The 19,309-nt window shown below is 54.1% G+C and carries 18 protein-coding genes and 2 pseudogenes; 10 read left to right on the top strand and 10 right to left on the bottom strand.

Annotation, left to right across the window (positions count from 1 at the left end):
• Positions 1-38: 38 nt before the first annotated feature.
• Positions 39-796, bottom strand: a protein-coding gene (locus AC3B6F_RS01960) for an IS5 family transposase (protein ID WP_489823219.1) whose coding sequence is annotated in 2 segments (ribosomal slippage) — positions 39-475 and positions 475-796 — 759 coding nt in all. Because the reading frame shifts where the segments join, the coding sequence is not laid out codon by codon here.
• A 608-nt stretch (positions 797-1,404) separates the two neighbouring features.
• Between AC3B6F_RS01960 and AC3B6F_RS01955 the strand changes: the two genes are divergently transcribed.
• From AC3B6F_RS01955 to AC3B6F_RS01940, 4 genes and pseudogenes are all read left to right on the top strand, one after another.
• On the top strand, positions 1,405-2,304 hold the full coding sequence (locus AC3B6F_RS01955) for a DUF4238 domain-containing protein (RefSeq protein ID WP_489823218.1): 900 nt from the start codon (positions 1,405-1,407) through the stop codon (positions 2,302-2,304).
• A 204-nt stretch (positions 2,305-2,508) separates the two neighbouring features.
• Positions 2,509-2,769 carry a type II toxin-antitoxin system RelB/DinJ family antitoxin gene (locus AC3B6F_RS01950; RefSeq protein WP_173585269.1) on the top strand — a complete coding sequence of 87 codons (261 nt, stop codon included), beginning with the start codon at positions 2,509-2,511 and terminating at the stop codon, positions 2,767-2,769.
• Positions 2,766-2,903: pseudogene (locus AC3B6F_RS01945) on the top strand (addiction module toxin RelE); the annotation flags it as partial. The gene AC3B6F_RS01950 and the pseudogene AC3B6F_RS01945, both read left to right, overlap by 4 nt.
• 51 nt (positions 2,904-2,954) lie before the next feature.
• Positions 2,955-4,141 (top strand): IS3 family transposase gene (locus tag AC3B6F_RS01940; RefSeq protein WP_489823217.1). Its coding sequence is split into 2 segments (ribosomal slippage): positions 2,955-3,213 and positions 3,213-4,141, totalling 1,188 coding nucleotides; the frame shifts between segments, so codons are not numbered across the junction.
• Here AC3B6F_RS01940 and AC3B6F_RS01935 read toward each other — a convergent pair.
• The 4 genes from AC3B6F_RS01935 to AC3B6F_RS01920 form a co-directional block, all read right to left on the bottom strand.
• Positions 4,125-4,457: a hypothetical protein gene (locus AC3B6F_RS01935; protein WP_489823216.1), complete on the bottom strand. Its 333-nt coding sequence runs from the start codon at positions 4,455-4,457 to the stop codon at positions 4,125-4,127. The genes AC3B6F_RS01940 and AC3B6F_RS01935 overlap by 17 nt on opposite strands.
• A gap of 422 nt (positions 4,458-4,879) precedes the next feature.
• Entirely contained in the window at positions 4,880-5,962 is a 1,083-nt protein-coding gene (locus AC3B6F_RS01930) for an IS5 family transposase (RefSeq protein ID WP_489823315.1), read from the bottom strand.
• Between the two features lie 505 nt (positions 5,963-6,467).
• The gene (locus AC3B6F_RS01925) at positions 6,468-6,797 is read right to left on the bottom strand and encodes a HigA family addiction module antitoxin (RefSeq protein ID WP_489823215.1); all 330 of its coding nucleotides are present in this window, start codon (positions 6,795-6,797) and stop codon (positions 6,468-6,470) included.
• On the bottom strand, positions 6,787-7,077 hold the full coding sequence (locus AC3B6F_RS01920) for a type II toxin-antitoxin system RelE/ParE family toxin (protein WP_061509870.1): 291 nt from the start codon (positions 7,075-7,077) through the stop codon (positions 6,787-6,789). Before AC3B6F_RS01920 ends, AC3B6F_RS01925 begins: the two co-directional genes overlap by 11 nt.
• A 607-nt stretch (positions 7,078-7,684) precedes the next feature.
• Here AC3B6F_RS01920 and AC3B6F_RS01915 point away from each other — a divergent pair.
• Positions 7,685-8,004 (top strand): annotated as a pseudogene (locus tag AC3B6F_RS01915) (integrase core domain-containing protein); the annotation flags it as partial.
• Between the two features lie 72 nt (positions 8,005-8,076).
• Here the strand turns inward: AC3B6F_RS01915 and AC3B6F_RS01910 are convergent.
• Positions 8,077-8,286, bottom strand: a complete 210-nt coding sequence (locus tag AC3B6F_RS01910; RefSeq protein ID WP_489823214.1) for a hypothetical protein — start codon at positions 8,284-8,286, stop codon at positions 8,077-8,079.
• A 535-nt stretch (positions 8,287-8,821) separates the two neighbouring features.
• Here AC3B6F_RS01910 and AC3B6F_RS01905 point away from each other — a divergent pair.
• Positions 8,822-9,592: a hypothetical protein gene (locus AC3B6F_RS01905; RefSeq protein WP_489823213.1), complete on the top strand. Its 771-nt coding sequence runs from the start codon at positions 8,822-8,824 to the stop codon at positions 9,590-9,592.
• A gap of 1 nt (position 9,593) precedes the next feature.
• Entirely contained in the window at positions 9,594-10,481 is an 888-nt protein-coding gene (locus AC3B6F_RS01900) for a ComEC/Rec2 family competence protein (protein ID WP_489823212.1), read from the top strand.
• Between the two features lie 32 nt (positions 10,482-10,513).
• Here the strand turns inward: AC3B6F_RS01900 and AC3B6F_RS01895 are convergent.
• Positions 10,514-11,460, bottom strand: a protein-coding gene (locus AC3B6F_RS01895; protein ID WP_489823314.1) for an IS630 family transposase whose coding sequence is annotated in 2 segments (ribosomal slippage) — positions 10,514-11,124 and positions 11,124-11,460 — 948 coding nt in all. Because the reading frame shifts where the segments join, the coding sequence is not laid out codon by codon here.
• A gap of 245 nt (positions 11,461-11,705) precedes the next feature.
• Between AC3B6F_RS01895 and AC3B6F_RS01890 the strand changes: the two genes are divergently transcribed.
• Positions 11,706-12,446 (top strand): hypothetical protein, encoded by a 741-nt coding sequence (locus AC3B6F_RS01890; protein WP_489823313.1) that lies wholly within the window; start codon positions 11,706-11,708, stop codon positions 12,444-12,446.
• 70 nt (positions 12,447-12,516) lie between these two features.
• On the opposite strand, the gene AC3B6F_RS01885 is transcribed toward AC3B6F_RS01890, so the two are convergent.
• Positions 12,517-12,963: a hypothetical protein gene (locus tag AC3B6F_RS01885; RefSeq protein WP_211497544.1), complete on the bottom strand. Its 447-nt coding sequence runs from the start codon at positions 12,961-12,963 to the stop codon at positions 12,517-12,519.
• Between the two features lie 112 nt (positions 12,964-13,075).
• On the opposite strand from AC3B6F_RS01885, the gene AC3B6F_RS01880 reads away from it, so the two are divergent.
• Positions 13,076-14,524: a site-specific integrase gene (locus tag AC3B6F_RS01880; RefSeq protein ID WP_489823211.1), complete on the top strand. Its 1,449-nt coding sequence runs from the start codon at positions 13,076-13,078 to the stop codon at positions 14,522-14,524.
• 470 nt (positions 14,525-14,994) lie between these two features.
• Positions 14,995-15,930 carry a replication protein RepA gene (locus tag AC3B6F_RS01875; RefSeq protein ID WP_489823210.1) on the top strand — a complete coding sequence of 312 codons (936 nt, stop codon included), beginning with the start codon at positions 14,995-14,997 and terminating at the stop codon, positions 15,928-15,930.
• A gap of 355 nt (positions 15,931-16,285) precedes the next feature.
• On the opposite strand, the gene AC3B6F_RS01870 is transcribed toward AC3B6F_RS01875, so the two are convergent.
• Together AC3B6F_RS01870 and AC3B6F_RS01865 are read right to left on the bottom strand one after the other, a co-directional pair.
• Positions 16,286-16,948: a nucleotide-binding protein gene (locus AC3B6F_RS01870; RefSeq protein WP_489823209.1), complete on the bottom strand. Its 663-nt coding sequence runs from the start codon at positions 16,946-16,948 to the stop codon at positions 16,286-16,288.
• A 174-nt stretch (positions 16,949-17,122) separates the two neighbouring features.
• Positions 17,123-18,180 (bottom strand): IS630 family transposase gene (locus tag AC3B6F_RS01865; protein ID WP_489823208.1). Its coding sequence is split into 2 segments (ribosomal slippage): positions 17,123-17,688 and positions 17,688-18,180, totalling 1,059 coding nucleotides; the frame shifts between segments, so codons are not numbered across the junction.
• Between the last annotated feature and the right edge of the window lie 1,129 nt (positions 18,181-19,309).

Below are 19,309 nucleotides of genomic sequence, written 5' to 3'. Positions count from 1 at the left end.
CGTATAATGAGCGGCTTAGGGCCTGTTAGGCTCAGGACTCATAGCCAGAAGATGACGGTTGCAGCGAGGCAGATGGCTGAGAGGAATACGATCGAGCATCTGTCATAGCGGGTTGCGACCCTCCGCCAGTCCTTGAGCCTTCCGAACATAATCTCGATGCGATTACGGCGTTTATATTTTCTCTTATCGTATTTGACCGGTTTTCCACGAGATTTCCGTCCTGGAATGCAGGGCTTTATCCCCCTCTCTTCCAGGGCGTCCCTGAACCAGTCGGCGTCATACCCGCGATCGCCCAACATCCACTGTGCCATAGGAAGACTGTCCAGCAGGGCAGCGGCACCGGTATAATCGCTGACCTGTCCCGCCGTCATGAAGAAGCTCAGCGGTCGTCCGTTCTGATCGATGATCGCATGCAGCTTCGTATTCATGCCGCCTTTTGTCCGTCCGATCAGACGCCCTGGACCCCCTTTTTTAGCCGCAGGCTCGAAGTCGTGCGGTGCGCCTTGAGAGACGTCGCATCAATCATAATCGTCCGAGGCTCGGCTTTTGCAGCAGACAGGCCATCCATCATCCGCATGAAAATGCCCATGTCGCCCCAGCGCTTCCAGCGGTTGTACAACGTCTTATGTGGACCGTATTCCCGGGGCGCATCACGCCAGCGCATCCCATTGCGGCTCACGAAAATGATCCCGCTCAACACGCGACGGTCATCAACGCGAGGTTTGCCGTGGCTCTTTGGGAAAAAGGGCCGCAGACGATCCATCTGTTCATCCGTCAGCCAAAACAGGTCGCTCATCTCCAGTCTCCTCACAGAGCCTGAATCAGATTTCCGTAATCAAATCAATGGGTCCTGAACCTAAGCTCTTTTTAGCCCTCTTCTACGGAACTTCTGGGACTGTCTTTTGTCATTGTAACACGTGATAATATCCTCTTACCGTACTAAAAAAAAGCCGGATAATGGCGGGTATAGCAGAAAAGCTTCTATGTAACGCGCGCACCAAAATTCTTACGATCTTGGCATTAAGTTACCCCAATTTGTCCAAAAGGTAATTCTCCGCCTTTTTCTGAAAATAGCTCCCCTCCTCACCCCCTATGTCCGTTAATTTACTTTATCGGACATAGGGGGTGAGCACCCAAAAGGACCCGCAAAGGTCTTTTCGAGGCGTGTTCCACGGATGCTCATGCAAGGACAACGTCTGCTGCCGGAAAGACAGCCTGATCGTCTCTGGCCCTCTTTGCGAGAGACATTTTAACTCACGCAGGCTTGTAACCATTCTGAGGCTCGCGGCTGACTTGGGGGGGAAGGAGATTGTCCGCAATCTGGCGCAAACGCCCAGAAACGAACAAGATGTGAAGGCCTCCTTACTGTTGGGCAGCAATCAAAACAACTGATATGAGATCGCAATGAATCTTCCTCCAACACCCAAGTTTGAAAAAAAACATCACCACATCGTGCCAGTACTTTGGCAGAAGCGCTTCAAGGCGCCTGGTGATTCTGGCCCTTATTATCTGAACGTGGGAACTGGGCAGACACTCCCCCCTCAGGGACCCGGCGATAAGATGTCTGAGGAGTACGCCAACATAGTGTTTGACGAGTTTTTCAGGCCAAGCGATGCTCTCGAGGACCATCTTGGGACATTGGAAACTAAGATGGTCACTGGGTTGGATCGCTGCATTCAGAAGGGCGAACTGGATAGTGTCGCCCGTGTTGACGTTGCGATGCTAATGGCAGTTCAGGTATGCCGATATCCCGAGAATTTTGGGACTCTGCTCGACCTCGGTAAGTATTTAGCGATTGCGCTAACTGATTATAAAAACTGTCCAGACGCAGTCACGCTCAACCGCGCGCTGCAGGCGAAAGGGCTCCTGTCCGGCGCCAGCATTACCCAACAAGAATTTGTCCGTTTGCAGCAGGCACAGGGGAGTGAACAGCTGGCTTCTGAACTAGAATTAATTCTCGCAGCGCACGGATACGAATTTTATTTCAATCCTAAACTCGTAATTGCTGCCGCTACGCAGGTTGCCAATCATCTATTGGGTCTGGAGTGGACCTTACTGCATTCGTCGACCCCTAGTTTTATTTTGTCCGATCGCCCCGTCCCCTCGACAATCGGATACGGTTTTTCGATTGGGCTCAGTGCGTCTTACGCCCTAAAACTTGACAAGCCTACAACCTCTGTGACGAACGACACGATCCACTCACAAAATGCAACCCCACAGGAGATCAGTCAGATCAACTTAGAGGTAAAATCAAGGGCTAAGGAACTTATATGCGGTCCCGGAGCTTGGGTTCATAAGCTATAGGTCTAACGTCCGCTTTCAGGACCAACCCGACCCTGCGCTTAATGTCCGCAAAGAGGCGGAAGCAGCAGGTCCGCTTACGCCTCTTTTCTGCCATTTCCGCAACCGATCTGGTTTCTCGAATGCAGACATCAGCATCGGCCATCTTTCGCTTCATTTGTACTAACGAATGTGATACGTATGTACATACACGCAAGGAGGCTTTGTATGTCTGCTGTTACATTCCGGGTAGATGAAACGTTGAAGGCAGCCGCAGTTGAGAAGTTGTCGGCTCAAGGCATTTCACTTTCTGACGCACTGCGCGATACGCTCGCGTATATTGCTGAAACGGGTCGCTCTCCCGTCAAGCGGAGGCTTGTCACAGACGAGGATGCGGAGCTTATCGAGATTGTGCGCGAACGCCTCAAAAACCCTGCCCAAAAGCATCGTATGACTTTTGCAGAGCTTAAGAGCCGTCATCGCGAATGAAAGAGTACTGTCTTGAATTCGACGATAGAGCGCTCAGAGAGTGGGATGCTCTTGACGGCAGCGTGCGTAAGAAATTTGAAAAGAAGCTGGAAAAGCTGATCTGGAACCCTCACTCTCCAAGAGGTGGACCCCATTTTTCGGACAGGTGTCTAAGCTATAATCCGACCTGAAAGAGGACGGGTTTTATGGGCAAGGTTACGCGCAAGAGGTATGCAGCAGAGTTCAAATCACGGGTTGCCCTGGAGGCGATCCGTGGGGAGCTGACGCTGGCGGAACTGGCTTCGAAACATGGTGTGCATCAGACGATGATTGCCCAGTGGAAGCGCCAGGCAGTCGAGGGCATGGCGGCAACCTTTTCGGGGAAGGCGGTGTCTGAGCCCCCGGTCAGCCCTGCTGATGTGGAGAAACTACACGCGAAGATAGGCGAGCTTCTCGTGGAACGGGATTTTTTACGCGATGCCTCTGCTCGGTTGGGCGTGATCAGAGGCGGCAGATGATTGACCCGAAGCGAGCACGTCTGCCGATCATCCGGCAATGCACGCTGCTACAACTCAACCGGTCGGGCGTGTACTATCGGCCTGTGCCACAGAACGAGGCCAATCTGGCGTTGATGCGGCTGATCGACGCCCAGTTCCTGGAAACGCCGTATTATGGCTCGCGGCAGATGACATGGCATCTGCGCCGCCTGGGACATGAAGTCGGTCGCAAGCGGGTTCGGCGGCTCATGGCGATTATGGGTCTGCGGGTGATCTACCAGAAGCCACGCACGAGTGTGCCCCATCCAGAGCATCGGAAATATCCGTATCTACTGCGGGATCTGGTCATCGACCGACCCAACCAGGTCTGGTGTTCCGACATCACATATATCCCCATGAAACGGGGATTTCTCTATCTCGTGGCGATCATGGACTGGTTCACGCGCAAGGTCCTGTCCTGGCGTCTGTCGAACACGATGGACGCGGAGTTCTGTATCGAGGCGCTACAAGATGCGCTGATGCGCTACGGCACCCCGGAAATTTTCAATACTGACCAGGGCTCACAATTCACGACGCCCCGTTTTACCGGGCTCCTGGAAGAGCGTCAGATCCGCATCAGCATGGATGGACGTGGGCGCTGGCTGGATAACGTGTTCATCGAGCGTCTGTGGCGGTCGCTGAAATACGAATGCGTCTACCTGCACGCCTTTGAGACCGGATCAGAACTTCGAGTGGGGCTCACGAAATGGATCACCCATTATAACGGGCAGCGTCCGCACGCAGCACTGGCTGGACGCACGCCCGATGAGGCGTATCATGACGCGCCGACGCCCTCTGGTCCGGGGTTAACCCCGGACCAGAGGGCTAACAGCAGCGCCGTCAGAATGGCGGCATGACAACAACCGGGTATAGCTTATTCAAACCCAAAAACTGTCCGAACAGACGGGGCCACCTCTCCTCACGAATGTATTTTTCTCTGAAATTAGATTTCACGAAGTAACACTGCTTTATTATCTTGTGATAATTTTCTTCGCCCAAGAAATAGCCTATATGCTTTTCAAAAAGACTGTAAACCCATTTGCGATCTTTTGATCCCTTGAGATCAAACGTCACCATGAGATATCTGGGTTGATTTAATAAATCGTATGCTGATTTTCGCTCCTCAATTTGTTTCTTATAGTTTTCATTAAATATGAGCTTTTTCTTGATCATATTTCCTCGCTGAATTACTTTATTAAGTGATACATGACATGCCGGAAGTGGCCACATAGACGATTAGACTGAGTTTTTCTTAACGCTTACACGTCAGTTACCGCTGGCTTCTCGGACATTTAAGCAACTATATAGGAAGGCTGAAAAGCCGACGTTGCTATGCTAAGGACAATACCAGACACTGTCATGAAATCACTCACGAAAATCGAACAATGGGAAGGCCCCCTCATACCCGGCTATGAATTCGAGGCGATAAGCCTTCCCGATGGGAGCACCTACGACCATGATGTGGAGGAATCGAAGAACCGTTGGTTTATGTGCTTGGTTTGTGATTTCAGGCTTCTGGCGATGTAATTAACGGTTTCTGCGATGGCATCCGGTCTGCGTTTTGAGCAGATTGATTGCTGCCCCCCTCTGGATGACTACGCGCTCGCGCTGATCCGCTGCAGGAAGAGGAAGCGGCGCATGTTGTAGACGATATTGGCCAGACCGATCCTCATGGTGGCCCGGGTGATACCGACAGTTCGGATGAATAGACCCATTTGCGATTTCTGATCGGCAAAGACGTGCTCGACGCGGGAGCGGATCACCGACTTCCCTGCATTCGATTTCTGGATATGCCGGGGCATCGGTTTGAGATGCGGCTTTTTTCTGTGAATCTTTGAGACAAAGCCCTGCTTTTCCATGAAGTCTTCGTTGGCTTTGGAGCGATAGGCCGTGTCTGCCCAGACGCTTGAGGCCGTATTGGTTTTATCCAGCAGCCCCTCTCTCAATCGCGCACCATCACTGGCAGCGGCGTCCGTCGTCTTCCCTTTCCGGATGAACCGGTATTTCCGATCGATGGAAATGTGCGATTTATAGCCAAAGAACGGGATGGCGAGGTCACTGGATGGCATGGTTCCATCATCCTGCCGCTTTGCCTTCGTGAACTTCAGCGTCCATCGCGCATGACGATCCTTGTGCGACAGCTTTGCGGGTTTGTCCTGCCAGTCTTCAGGAATACGACTTGCCCGAAGATCGGCTTTTTCTGCATTGGTGTTCCGCTGCTTTGGAGCAGCCACCAGTGTGGCATCCAGGATCTGGCCTGACATCGGTAAATACCCGGCGTTGCGCAGGGTCGCGTCAAAGCGGTTGAACAGGCCCTCGATCGCTCCCGACTGGGTCAGGCGTTCACGAAACAGCCAGACCGTTTTGGCATCAGGCACCCGATCTGAAAGCGCCAGCCCAAGGAAACGCATAAAGGAGAGGCGGTCGTTGATCAGATATTCTGTCCGCTCATCAGACAGATTGTTGAGCGTCTGGATCACCAGAATTTTGAACATCAGCACCGGATCAAATGGCGGTCGTCCGCCTTTACTACCGTCTGAATAGGCCAGAGCCTTCTCCAGATCAGGGCGGAACACCTCAAAATCCACAGTCCGGGAAAACGCTTCAAGCTGATCACCCAGCCCGCTCAGCCGGGCAAGCCTCTCTTCAACATCAAAGAAACCAGCCTGCTTCATGATCCATACCCCAATCAACTCGGGGAAAATGGAATCACAAAGGCACCCTCAAAACCAGAGGGTTTTTCGAACCCTCCATGTTTGGGACTGCGACAGACGGTCTATGGAAGTCCCATGTAGCAGCGGCCATCTTTGGTTACGGGTCACTTCATGTGATAATGGGGAACTTGCTGCGGTAGCCGTTTTCGGGGGCGGCTCCGCGTCCGTGCAATGTGACAACATAGACGTGTTGGAAAAATACCGAAAGAGAGGCATCGCACTTGCACTCTACCAATGGGCGGCCTGCTTCTTCGAAGCGCCTGTAACTCCGACAGACAAGCGTTCGGCATTGTCCAAGTTATTTTGGAACGGTAAATCTTCGATTGAATGTGACTGCATAGTCAGTGGCGAAACGGGGAAGTGCGTCAGACTTGGTCGTTAGTCCTCACGAACAGAAACACTGTGAGTAGCTGATCTCGGCCACCCCTTCTTGGTAACGGACTGTCTGCTTACCCCCCCTAAGCAGACCTTAAATAGTCCGTTGTTCAGTCCTGGAAGGTGCGACGAGATTGAAATGCTGGACGTTCAAATTGGCTTCATGCGCTCGTGCCTGAGCCAGTTCGAAGGCACTCTGCATACGCATCAGGGTATCGGCGCGTACTCCAAAGGCCTTCTCAAACCGGATGGCCATGCCAGCAGACAGATTGGACCTTCCGTTTAGAAGAGCACTGATCGACTGGCGCGAGACACCAAAATGTTCCGCAACGGTGTTTACCTTGATATTATAAGGCTCCAGTATTTCTGTCCTGATCCATTCACCCACATGAACGGCCAGCGAGGCATGCATTTTAAGCGCCATGATAATCCTCCAGTGTCATATCGCAGAGGGAACCCTGCTCGTTCAGGCGAAACGTCAGACGCCAGTTTTTGGTAACCGTCATTGACCAGGTGCCTGCGCGATCCCCCGTCAATGGGTGCAACCCATAATTTGGAGGAACAGCAAGTTCGTCTAACGACGCTGCTGCATCAATGAATGCCAACATCTTCCGAAGCCGGGTGACGTCGCCAACGAGACCTTTAGCATTACCTGTTTCGAAAAACCGGCGCAGGCCTTTGTGACTGATGCTGTCGATCTCCATGGATGTAACCTACGGCCTTACGTTTCCAATGTAAAGATATGCTTTACATAATGGAATTTCTATTGCCTTGAACTTACCTAAGAGAGGCCCCCCCCCTTCCCTGTCTCATTTGAGACGACCGTTCTCGGTAAGTCTGACAAGGTAAAGTTATATCCGTTAATCTACATTATCGGACATAGGGTACGAGGCACAAAAACGACCAGCAAGGGTCTTATCGAGACGTGTTCCACGGACGCTCATGCAAGGACGAAATCTGCTCTACCAGAGACATCTTAACTCACGCAGGCCTGGAACCATTTCTCAGGCTTGCGACTGACTTGGGGGAACGGCATGTCCGTATCGGCGGAGACCCTTTCGTCGCTCTATGGCGCAATTCGGCGCCATAGAGCGGTGGTAACGGTACGCCGTTTGATCCCGATCGTCCGTTTGGAACTCCGCCCGCCCATCCAGTAGAAACGAACGACCTTATCAACTTAGAAAACAAAGGCCGCTCGCATCCGCCAGCCGGTATCATTATCGACCTCGATGTAGTTATAGGTCCAAAACTGCCGCAGCACGACAGCATGAGGGTGCTCATCACGACTCTGTTGCAAAGTTGGAAGAAGCTGATGGGGGGGCGCAATTTACGACGGCACGTTTCACCGGGATACTGGAAGAACGTCAGATCCTTATCAGCATGGACGGGCGCGCGAGCGTTTGTGGCGGTCGCTGAAATACGAATGCGTCTACCTGCACGCATTCGAGACCGGATCAGAGCTGAGGGCCGGGCTTGGCAGATGGATCGCCCATTATAACGAAAGGCGTCCGCATGCGGCGCTAGCTGGACGTACGCCCGATGAGGCGTATCATGACGTGCCAACACCCTCTGGTCCGGGGTTAACTCCGGACCAGAGGGCCAACAGCAACCCTGTCAGAATGGCGGCATGACAACAACCGGGTATAGCTTATATTCAACCCCAAAAACTGTTCGAATGGAAGGGGCCACCTCTAGCTGGAGCCTTATTTCCTTTTCGACTTTGATTGGCGTGAGGCTCTAACCGCCTCGTTCTCGTCTTCGAGTTCGCCTATTTTATCTTGATAGTCACCGATCCACTGGTAGCGGTGCTGCTCGTCGATGGTCCCGAAATTACCTGAGTCAATTTCAGCTTGGTATTTTTGAACCGTGGCCTTCAACTGCTTGATCTGGCGGTTGTTTTCGCGGATGCACATTGCCGACTCTCCTATTTTGAGTAACGACAGGGTGGTAGATGACACATTCGGCGCACAACGAAAACTCTCTAATTGCTTTATTTACCATTTTTTAAGCTAAATGGTAAATCGCATATATTTATTATGCCAACTGAGATTCTTGTATCGATAAAAAGCCGCCTTGATTCTATGTCCGTTAATTACTTTATCGGACATAGGTGGTGAAGCATGAAATCGTCCTTATGAAGCCTTTCTAAAGCGCTGACCTGGAGCACTTCGACGATCTTTTTCTCCCTCCAATCAAATTATGTGCGGCGACCGCTGTGCGTCCCGAAATCGAAGTTCCCGACTTAGACTGCCGATCGTTAAAGCCGATTTCTGCCGATTTGGAGTGTTGTAGTCGACACGCTAAAGGCAGACTTCAAGCAGTTTTAGAGAAGTTCTCGCTGTGCACTTGTAGTATGTGACAAAGTGTTCCATCCGGTACAGGATATAAGCGTCCGTGCGGTGGCGCGTCGACGTGACCGACACACTCTGATAGGCGCGCCTCGCGCTGGTGGTTTACTGGGTATGGCTCGCCGTTGTTGAAAGGTTCGTTTGTTTCGTGGAACGCTATGCTGATTACAGGTACGTCGATAACTTCTGGCCCTTTGATGTAGGTTTTTTCGGTCATGGGTACTTCGATCATGGGTACTTCGTGTTTGTAGAGGAGGTTGGACCGATAAATCTGGACGGGATAATGCGCCCAGACGAAAGGCCATTCGACAATAATATCATAACCGAGAGACTCAGAGATCGGTCCTGGCGCATTCGCGCCAGCGGTATCAAAGTCGAAGAGTTCAAGCAGAGCGTGCGCGAGTTCGAGGTATTGTACCACGATAACGTTACAGACAACCAGCGCAGGCAACGGAAGACTCAGCTGAGAGAGGTATTTGATGGCCAACCGCTCCCTATTCTCGACATTTATATTGGATCGAAGGATGCGGATTATCGATATTTTAGAAATGCCATTAACCCTGGAGCGTGGTATTTTGTAGCCGTAATACCAACTTCAGATATAGGGATCCCCATCTTTATTGGTGCTCCAGAGTTGTCCGCTGACCAGTATATTCAGGGCGGTCTTGTATTATTGGATACCGTACCGCTCCGGACAGAATACGCGCTTAGGGACATATTCTCTCTGGTGCACATCCCTGACGCTGATTTTGGAGAAGACACTGGCGGCTCAACGGAACCGCTCCCCCCTGAGCCCGGTGTTGGGCCTGAACCAGGCCGTTCGGAGCAGCCTGATCTGGATCCTTCGACATTCAGGAACGTAGGACGCTAAAATGAGTGGTAGCAGCAGAGAAGCCATTACGAGCCCGGACGTGGTCAATATTTCCGGAATTCAGCCATTGTCGGCTGCATCGGAAATTCTAGGTGTGCGCGTTTTCGATGTCGGACAAGGAGACTCGATAGCTATACTGGCGAATATGGGAGGCACCAACCCGGTGCCGCTTCAACTTGACTACGGTGGCAACGCATACAACCCCTTCGTTCAAGACGCAGACGTCGATGCCAAAATGCCAGTGTCCCAGGATACGCTTCTGATGCTGACGCACTGGGACGAGGATCACTGGAAGTCGGCATCGAGAGGAAGCCAGGCAAAGCGAGCCAAATGGCTGGTACCGCGCCAATTGACCTCACCGCGGGCGGTGGCATTTTCTGCGACAGTCGACGACATACATTGCATTCCCGAAACACATGTCGGTCGATCAATTTCCTTCGTCGCTCAAAACGGCGACCGCATTCTTGCCCAGAAAATTGGTGCGTTCCCCGGAGCATTTGCCGGGGGCGAGGATTGCAATAAGAGCGGCGTAGCGCTCGCCATTGTTCATGGTACGGGCGATGACGCCGAAGCCATCCTGCTTCCGGGTGATGCTCCTTTCGATAAGATCGCTTCCTTTGTCAATTTGGAGAAGCAAGGCGTAAAGCTCAGGGCAATTGTTGCCTTTCATCATGGCGCAGCGACACACTGGACTAATTATACCAAAAATCTACTGAGAAATTGGCCTAAAGCGGCTACTTTAGATGTGATATTCTCCTGCTCGTATCCCAATGCCTACGGCCATCCGGACGAAAATCGATACAGAACCCTCTTGCCGGACGCAACTCGCCGCAAGACTCCCGATCTGCGCGACAACCCAACAGCGGAGTTCATGGACATCCTGTTCTGACACGCGGGCGAGAAGGCTAGAGCAATTCCACTTTAATCTGGTTCATATCCAGCGGCTGTAAAGAAACTGGTGCATTGGCTGGGAGTGAAGGCCGGAAGCAAAGCGCCGACGGTGTCCCACAGAGCACCGACAGTCCGTTCGGCTTTGGCGCGTAGCAAGGTTTTGAGTTTTGAAAAGGCCATCTCGATGGGATTGAAGTCCGGGCTGTATGGCGGGAGGAACATCAGTTCCGCCCCTGCCTGCTCAATGGCCTTCTGTGTCGCCGGAAGCTTATGGGCCGGAAGATTGTCCATCACAACAATATCGCCCGGCTTCAGTGTCGGGATGAGAACCTGTTCGACATAGACCTGAAAGATCGTGCCGTTCATGGGACCATCATGGACGAAAGGCGCGGTCATGCTTGTCAGACGCAAGGCCCCGGTAAAGGTCGTGGTTTTCCAGTGGCCGTGAGGGATACCGGCGCGGCAGCGTTCCCCCCGCAAAGCACGCCCGCGCAGACGGGCCATCTTCGTGGAGAGACTGGTTTCGTCAATGAACACCAGCCGCTGCGGATCAAGGTCAGGTTGAAGATTAAACCAGTCCTGCCGTCGTTTCAGGACGTCCTCACGCTCCTGCTCCAGTGCATGAGCGGTCTTTTTTTGAATGTCCATCCGTGTTGCCGCAGCCAGCGACTGAGCATGCTGTGGCCAATCCCGACGCTCCGTTCGCTTTTCAAACGCGCCATCATCTCGTGGAGCGTGATGTCTTTCCGCGCTTCGATCATGCCAGCAATGAACGCTTCGTGCGCGTCCAGCCGTGACCCGCACGGCTTGCCCTGGCGACGGGGCGTCCGCTCGCCGCTCTCGCGTTCCCGTCGCAGCCAGCGGATCGCTGTTGAAATCCCCACACCGAACCGGGCCGCAATCGAGCGGGCTGATGCCCCAGCCGCTCCAGCTTCCAGAACCCGCTCCCGAAGATCATCACTCAATGCTCGTGCCACCATCGTCTCCATCAACGAAAGCGGTGAATCACATGGCGCCTTCAGTGTCACCTATCGATTCGGATTTCAATGGAAGTGCTCTAGGTGTTTGATCCCGCGTTTTAATGACTTCGAGTGATAATGAGTGCGTGGCCACGGTGCGGGAGGGTGACCCGGGCTCGTCCCAGCAGCAATTACCGGATATATCCCGAGCGCCTCGACATTCCCTCTTTCCACGGCGGCCACGCTCGGCCATCCCTTTTGTGGTGATTGCCTTGACGACACTCATTCCTCTTTGCGTCCCGTTTGAGCGCCGTAAAGATGCAGCCCGTGGCGGTGCCACGTTCAACGGGGAGCAGAAGTGCTGGATAGCGCACCGGGACAAGCTCGACGCTCTCCTGCCGTTCGTCCCTTACCGGTATCGGCCGGACCGCAAGCCTCCCTATATCCGACCTTGGATGGTGCCGCAGGCTCTGTGGGGCTTTAATCTGCGCGCCTTCCTGGCGCCGGAAGACTGGAACCGCATCCGGAAGGATGCCTATGCGCGCTCCGGGTCCCGTTGCCGGGTGTGCGGAGGACGGGGTCCCCAATGGCCGGTCGAAGCTGACGAGGGGTGGGCGTATGACGACGAGCGGCGGATCCAGACCCTCAAAGGGGTGATTTCCCTCTGCCCTGACTGCCATGGCGTGCGTCACTGGGGAAAGACCATGACCGAGGGCAGGCAGGATGCTGCTTTGGCCTGGATGGCAGAGGTGAATGGCTGGAGCCACTCCGAAGCGGCGCAGTGCGGAGACCAGGCCATGAAGCAGTGGCATACGCGCAGCCGTCATACCGACTGGCAGTGCGACATCTCCTGGGCAATCAGAACCTACAATGTTGTGCCGATCAAGGACGGCGAAACGCTGGCCCGCGAGCTGAACCGGAAATTCGTGCGGCAGGCGCAGACGCGCGTTGGCGTCAGGGCCGGGCATGTTACGCACATTGAACATCTGATCGGTGAGCGATAGGAAGCAGCCCCCTTCCCCCGGCCGGCTGAAGGCTACCGTCGCATTCCAGACGGCTGCCTGATCTGACCCGTTACAGGCCCAGAGGCGGGACCCCGGCCCGATACAGACCTTCGAACAGATCCCCGAGCGCCAGGCGCCGTCGCAAGGTCAGGCGTCGTTGAGCCAGATGATACATCCGGTCGTGCAGCAGATGGCAGCGCTGACACAGCGCACGCAGATTGCGCAGCCGGTTGCTGGTGGGATCATGATTCAGATGCGCCGCTGCCAGAACCACCTTCGTCTGTCGCATTTGCAGATGCTCGATCAGATCCGGAGGCGAGATCCGCCTGCCCCGGCCATTGAACCAGTGCCCCGTCTCCGGATGCTTCCACCGGCCACCCGGCAGTACCTGAAGGTGATGTCCATGCGGCCGGCCGCAGCGCTGACAGACACCCCCTGCCCGCTCGAACCGCACCTGTCGGCTCAGCTCGGGCCAGTTGGGAGGGTAAAGCGCTTTCAGTTCCGGTCGGATCGGCATTCAGTCTTCGTTAACACATTTCCGGTCTATGTTGGACAGTGTTTGTTCTCCTCTCTGCCCTGCTCCGGCTTCATGCTATCAAGAGCCAGGTTCTGGTTTCGCGGAGGCGTTCATGCTCAGCCATCTTCACATTGCAGGCTCGGCAAAGGCTGCCCGTGAGGCCGTCCTGGACCGGCTGGACCAGAAGACTCGGCAGCAGCTTCCTGCCGGCGATCTGACAGAAGCGGTGGCGCTTCTCTCGACCGGTCGCTTCTCCCCCCGTCTCTCTCTGGTCATTCGCGGCATCGAATACCGCGACAACGAATTTGCCGAAGACACGGTCCTGTCGACCGATGTCGAGACGGCCGAGGAGGCATTGGCCATCGCCAGTGCCCATCTGACCGCCCTGCCCTCCGGGCACGAACTGACGATCGCTCTAGATCTCGAACCCGAACCGGTGTTCGTCGCCTGGCTCAGGCCGAAGGCCGCCGGCCGGCGCAAGGCGGGATCGCAGGCGGCAACGCTGGCGCCGCTAGCCTCTCCTCTGGGTCAGCAGTCTTCCGCCGTCCTGCAGTGGTTCGACGCCCTGACCGACGAGGCCCTGCCCGACTATGACGGGACGCTGGTGACGGCGGAGCGCGCCTCGAAGACCTATTCCCGGGCGGCGAAGGCAGTGAACACACGCCGGACCTATCGCTCGGCCGTGCGCTCCTGGTGCGCATGGGCGGCAGGACATGGGCTCCCTGCCCTGCCCGCCCGCAGCGAGGATGTTGCCGCCTATCTGGCTGATCTTGCGCTGCAGAAGAAGCGGCCCGCGACGGTGGATCTGCACCGTGCCGCACTGCGGTATCTGCACCATATCGCTCAGGTTCCCGTCCCGACCTCCCATGCTCTGGTGTCCGAAACGGTTGCGGGTATCCGCAGGACGTCAACGGAAAGCGCGTCCCGTCAGGTCAAGGGGCTGACTTGGGATCTGTTGAGCGAGGTCATCGAGCAGATCGATACGGATGAACTGGTGGGCGTTCGGGACAAGGCCATTCTTCTGCTCGGCTTTGCCGGCGCCCTCCGACGGTCCGAAGTGGCGGCGCTGTGCCTAGAAAGCGTGGCGCTCGATGATGACGGAATGCGGATCCGGCTGGACCGCTCAAAGGGCGATCGCACCGGTCAGGGTGTCGAGGTGGCGATCCCGAGGGGGATTACCGGTCTCTGCCCGGTCCGGGCTTACGAGGCCTGGCTACGCGCGGCCAGACTGAAAGAGGCCAAGGGACCGGTTTTTCGACGCGTGTGGCTTCCGCCTGCCGCCGAGGCCGGTCAGCCCCCTGCACTGCCCTCCATGGGGTCAGAGGCGCTGTCTGACAGGTCTGTGGCTCGCATCATTCAGAAGCGCTGCCTGGATGCGAGAGTGACAGGCGATTTCAGCGGGCACAGCCTACGACGCGGAGCGATCACCACAGGAGCTCGTGACGGCACGGATCTGGTCTCGCTCAAGCGTTTCTCCAGGCACCAGACCTTCGGCGTGGTGGAGAAATATATCGAGGTCGAGGATGCTATGACCAAACATCCGGGGCGAAGTCGGTTTTAAGGTTATTCCTTCTGTGTGATTTGGTGAGGATCAAAAAGAACCTTATGCCATTCGGCTCGTGTGATTTGGTGATGATAGCGGGTGATTTGGTGAGACGCTGAATATGGGAAAGTGCGGCCTTTCACATGTTGTTCCGTGTGATTTGGTGAGCATACTAATAATAGATTCACTAATAACCATTAGTTCGTCTCACCAGATCACACAAAAAGCAGCTATCTAGCCTGTCCATGCACTAAACACCGTATTTCTCCATGCCCATCCTCACCAAATCACATAGTTTCGTCCTGCCACTTGGGATTAGTTGGAGGATTAGTTGGAGCCAGAAGGATCTCTTGTTGGGTTTGGAGCGCTTAAAAACCTCCCTCACCAAAACACACGCCTTGAACCTACTGGCATCACCAAAACACACACCTACTTTCCTCGGCTGATGTGCAATAAAAGATTTCTCGGGATGCTCAAGGGCTAGCAGTGTGACGACCATCCATAAGCTTTTAGAAGCTCAAGGTAAGCAGGGCGTCTTGGCCTTAGGCTTAGATCGAGACGTAGTCGAAGCTGCATCAGCTTACATGTCTGATGAAGAAAATGGACTAGGTTTTATATATTCGGGCTGGGCCCAATGCGCTTTGCCTCACCGCAGATTACCGGCTCATGAAGCATGGCAGATGTCGTCCGATCGGGTGAAGCTAATCATTCAGCCTGGAATAAAGCCCATCCCCAATACCGATGAATTGGAGCATGTTGGTGTACCCTTTGGTGCACATGCCAGGCTGATTTTGCTATTCTTGCAAACCGAAGCGATTAGAACGAACTCTCGAGAAATCGAGTTAGGTAAAAGCCTAAGACAATGGATCAAGCGGATTGGTATTCAGCCTAGTGGATCCTCTGCGCGTTCGGTCCGAGATCAAGCCGAACGCATTAGCAGATGCCGCTTAAGTTTCCATATTCATAATAATGAAACAGGAACGAGTGCTCTCGTAAACCAAGCAATTGTTGACGGTGCGCTTTTTGTCTCTGAAGGCGGTACTTACAGTGACAAAAGTTATCTCGAAGTAGCAAAGCTTTCCGAAGGGTATTTTGAGCAACTTCGTAAGCATCCAGTGCCCGTTCAAGAGGCAGCTGTTAGGGCCATCGCAAATAACTCAGCAGCGTTGGACATTTACATCTGGCTTGCATACCGGCTTCATGTTCTGAATCAGAAGCGTCTTGTGACTTGGGGGGCTCTAAAAGCCCAATTCGGTCCTAGCTATAAGGAACTCTATCATTTCAAAGCTAAATGGCAGAAGCCTCTCGCGTTAGCGCTGGCCGTCTATCCCGATGCAAAAGTAGAAGTAACAGAGGAAGGGCTGATTCTTTACCAGTCCCCTCCCCCTGTAAAACCACGGATGATTCCGCGGAAGTCGATTTAGCGATCTCGCCACGGAGTTATTTTGCCATTCTCTAGATCAGGTGAAGCAACGATTACTCCCTTGTCAGCAACAGCCCGCATAATGAACTGCTTGACTGTCATTCCCTGCTCTTCCGCAGCCTTGCCCAAGGCACGAAGAGTGCTCGCTCTAACACGCATGTTATGATTGACCGCTTTGTCCTCTGGAACGACTTCAGCTGGTGGTAATCTTGGGTTAACGCTTCGCGCAGTCTCAAGTGCTTCGGTTGCACGAGTTTTCGTCTGAGACGTAGATCCTTCATCATTTCTGCTAGCTCTTCCGAGTGCAGCAGCGGTGATTTCACTAGCGTCAGGTCGCTTTCTGGGTTTGAGCGCCATTAGGCTTGCTCCACGTTAGGTATCTTAGAGGTCTCCGGTATCCAACCTATCGACCTTAGTTCGGCAATTAGAGCGGTTACCTCATCGGCAGCGGTGCCCTTACTTGGTATCGTGCCTGAATAGGAAATTTCTCCAAAAGCTGTGCGGTGTGAGATTGACGCTTTCAAAGTAGGAATACCAGCTTCCTTCAACTCCTGTTCCGCGTGCTTTGTGAGATTAGTGCGAGACAAACGGTTCATTATTGCACGAACTTCAATTTTACGTCGTGCCGCCGATGCAAGCCCTTTGGCCTGTTTGATTGTCTCTTCGGCTTGGTTGAGATCTGCCGCTCCAGCAGTCAAAGGAACTAGGATCTGGTCTGCCACGGTCATTGCCACCGCTCCGGCCAAGTTACCAAAGCCCGCCGTGTCTATCAAAACGAGATCAGATGTCTCATCTAATCCCAAAGCGAGATCAGCGATTGACCGCTCCGAAGTTTCTGCAACGCAGGTGAACGGCTTTCCTTCGTAAGTGTTGCTATGCCAGTCTGACATCGCTTTTGTTGGGTCAGCGTCGATGACTGCGACTGTCAAACCATCTGCTGCGCAACGCGCTGAGATTATCTGGCACAAGGTGGTCTTTCCGGGTCCCCCTTTGAAGGAAGCAATGGTCAGAATGGGCATTATTCATATTTCTCCCTCGATATATATGTTCAATAGCACGTCATTACGGCGTTACGCAACGCCATAAAGCCGTAATGACGTAATGACGTAACGGCATCTGTAAGGTCTGACACTGTCCTGCCCACGCCGAGCGTCGACAGGATGTAAAGCCGTCATTATACCAACCGTTGATTGCTAGAACCTATGAGCCCAATCGCGCAGTCCGATTGACATGATGCGCCAAGGTTGTTCGACGATCTGGTTCCAGGCATGGCAGGCGATATCAACGATATCGTCATAGGTTTTGAAGATTCTGTTTGAGAGCCATGTATTTCTGAGGAACTGCCAGAGATTTTCCACGGGGTTCAGTTCAGGAGCCCGGGGAGGCAGCGGGAGAATGGTGATATTGCCGGGAACATCCAGCTTTTGACTGGTATGCCATGCGGCCTGATCCACAATGAGGAGGGCGTGAGAGCCTGATGCGACCGTTCGGGAAATCTCCGTGAGATGCAGTTGCATGCCGTGCAGGTTGCAGACAGGGAGCACGAGGCCTGCGGCTGTTCCCTTTTCAGGACAGATGGCGCCGAAGATCCACGCGGATCTGGTGCGCAGGTCAGCAACGGCGCGGGGCCGGGTACCCTGTTTCGCCCACCGTCGGGTCAGCTTCGTTTTCTGGCCGATCCGGGCCTCGTCAGACCACCAGATTTCGATATCTTTTCCGGAATGTCTGGACCCGATCGCCGCCATGACACCAGGGAACTCTTTTTAAAAATGTCCTGGGCTTCTGTATCCTGGCGATAGTGCCGTGGCCGGGCTGTCAGCAGACGAAACCCTTCACGACGTATGATCTGACCCAAACGGGTTTCCGACAAGCTCACGCCCCAGGCTTCATGCAGCCAAGCGCACAGATCACACAATCTCCAGCGGACAACACCATGCACCGCAGGAATTGGCCCGTCTTCGAGCCGGGTTTTCAGGGCAGAGAGCATCTCCGAAGTCAGACGAGGAACAAAACCACCACCATGATGATCCCGCACACCATCCGGACCCTCGGCGTTGAAACGCATCACCCAGTCCCGCACAATCTGCCGATCCGTCCCGGCCAGACGTGCCGCGTCTCCGCGTGAAGCACCATCGTAGATTGCTGCCAGTGCCAGAAGCCGACGTGCCTGACCCGCATGCCTCGTTGTCCGCGCCAGCCCACGCAGACCCACCGCATCGTAATCTTCACGCAATGCCAACGCTCTGCCCATTTGAATGCCTCCCCGGTTCAACATCCGGTGAATCACAGGGCGATCCAAAACGATACCCTAAAGAAATCAAATATGAGTCAGGGCATCCCAGAGTTGGTATTACGTCATGACGGAGTATCCTGGTTCATGCTCTTTCCTCCTGACGTCCTTTAGACGCCACTGCGTAAAGCCGTAATGACGTAACGGCATCTGTAAGGTCTGACACTGTCCTGCCCGCGCCGAGCGTCGACAGGATGTAAAGCTGTCATTACGTCATGACGGAGTATCCTGGTTCATGCCCTTTCCCCCTGACGTCCTTTAGACGCCACTGCGTAAAGCCGTAATGACGTAACGGCATCTGTAAGGTCTGACACTGTCCTGCCCGCGCCGAGCGTCGACAGGATGTAAAGCTGTCATTACGTCATGACGGAGTATCCTGGTTCATGCCCTTTCCCCCTGACGTCCTTTAGACGCCACTGCGTAAAGTCGTAATGACGTAACGGCATCTGTAAGGTCTGACACTGTCCTGCCCGCGCCGAGCGTCGACAGGATGTAAAGCTGTCATTACGTCATGACGGAGTATCCTGGTTCATGCCCTTTCCCCCTGACGTCCTTTAGACGCCACTGCGTAAAGTCGTAATGACGTAACGGCATCTGTAAGGTCTGACACTGTCCTGCCCGCGCCGAGCGTCGACAGGATGTAAAGCTGTCATTACGTCATGACGGAGTATCCTGGTTCATGCCCTTTCCCCCTGACGTCCTTTAGACGCCACTGCGTAAAGTCGTAATGACGTAACGGCATCTGTAAGGTCTGACACTGTCCTGCCCGCGCCGAGCGTCGACAGGATGTAAAGCTGTCATTACGTCATGACGGAGTATCCTGGTTCATGCCCTTTCCTCCTGACGTCCTTTAGACGCCACTGCGTAAAGCCGTAATGACGTAACGGCATCTGTAAGGTCTGACACTGTCCTGCCCACGCCGAGCGTCGACAGGATGTAAAGCTGTCATTACGTCATGACGGAGTATCCTGGTTCATGCTCTTTCCCCCTGACGTCCTTCACCGTTCTTTGGATGAAACCGTGCTCAGGCAATTACAGCCGCGGGAAAGGCAGAAAGGAAGAAAAGGGATGAAGAGAAAGGGCGCTGCCT

Source organism: Gluconobacter sp. ESL1110 (genome assembly GCF_058107395.1).
Note: the sequence above shows the minus strand (reverse complement) of the source record. Positions and strands in the feature narration are given on the sequence as shown.

What these genes read in the sequence shown, in the direction of transcription:
- AC3B6F_RS01955 (WP_489823218.1), top strand. Translation starts at nt 1,405, where the DNA reads ATGAATCTTCCTCCAACACCCAAGTTTGAAAAAAAACATCACCACATC.
- AC3B6F_RS01950 (WP_173585269.1), top strand. Translation starts at nt 2,509, where the DNA reads ATGTCTGCTGTTACATTCCGGGTAGATGAAACGTTGAAGGCAGCCGCA.
- AC3B6F_RS01935 (WP_489823216.1), bottom strand. Translation starts at nt 4,457, where the DNA reads ATGATCAAGAAAAAGCTCATATTTAATGAAAACTATAAGAAACAAATT.
- AC3B6F_RS01925 (WP_489823215.1), bottom strand. Translation starts at nt 6,797, where the DNA reads ATGGCGCTTAAAATGCATGCCTCGCTGGCCGTTCATGTGGGTGAATGG.
- AC3B6F_RS01920 (WP_061509870.1), bottom strand. Translation starts at nt 7,077, where the DNA reads ATGGAGATCGACAGCATCAGTCACAAAGGCCTGCGCCGGTTTTTCGAA.
- AC3B6F_RS01910 (WP_489823214.1), bottom strand. Translation starts at nt 8,286, where the DNA reads ATGTGCATCCGCGAAAACAACCGCCAGATCAAGCAGTTGAAGGCCACG.
- AC3B6F_RS01900 (WP_489823212.1), top strand. Translation starts at nt 9,594, where the DNA reads ATGAGTGGTAGCAGCAGAGAAGCCATTACGAGCCCGGACGTGGTCAAT.
- AC3B6F_RS01885 (WP_211497544.1), bottom strand. Translation starts at nt 12,963, where the DNA reads ATGCCGATCCGACCGGAACTGAAAGCGCTTTACCCTCCCAACTGGCCC.
- AC3B6F_RS01880 (WP_489823211.1), top strand. Translation starts at nt 13,076, where the DNA reads ATGCTCAGCCATCTTCACATTGCAGGCTCGGCAAAGGCTGCCCGTGAG.
- AC3B6F_RS01870 (WP_489823209.1), bottom strand. Translation starts at nt 16,948, where the DNA reads ATGCCCATTCTGACCATTGCTTCCTTCAAAGGGGGACCCGGAAAGACC.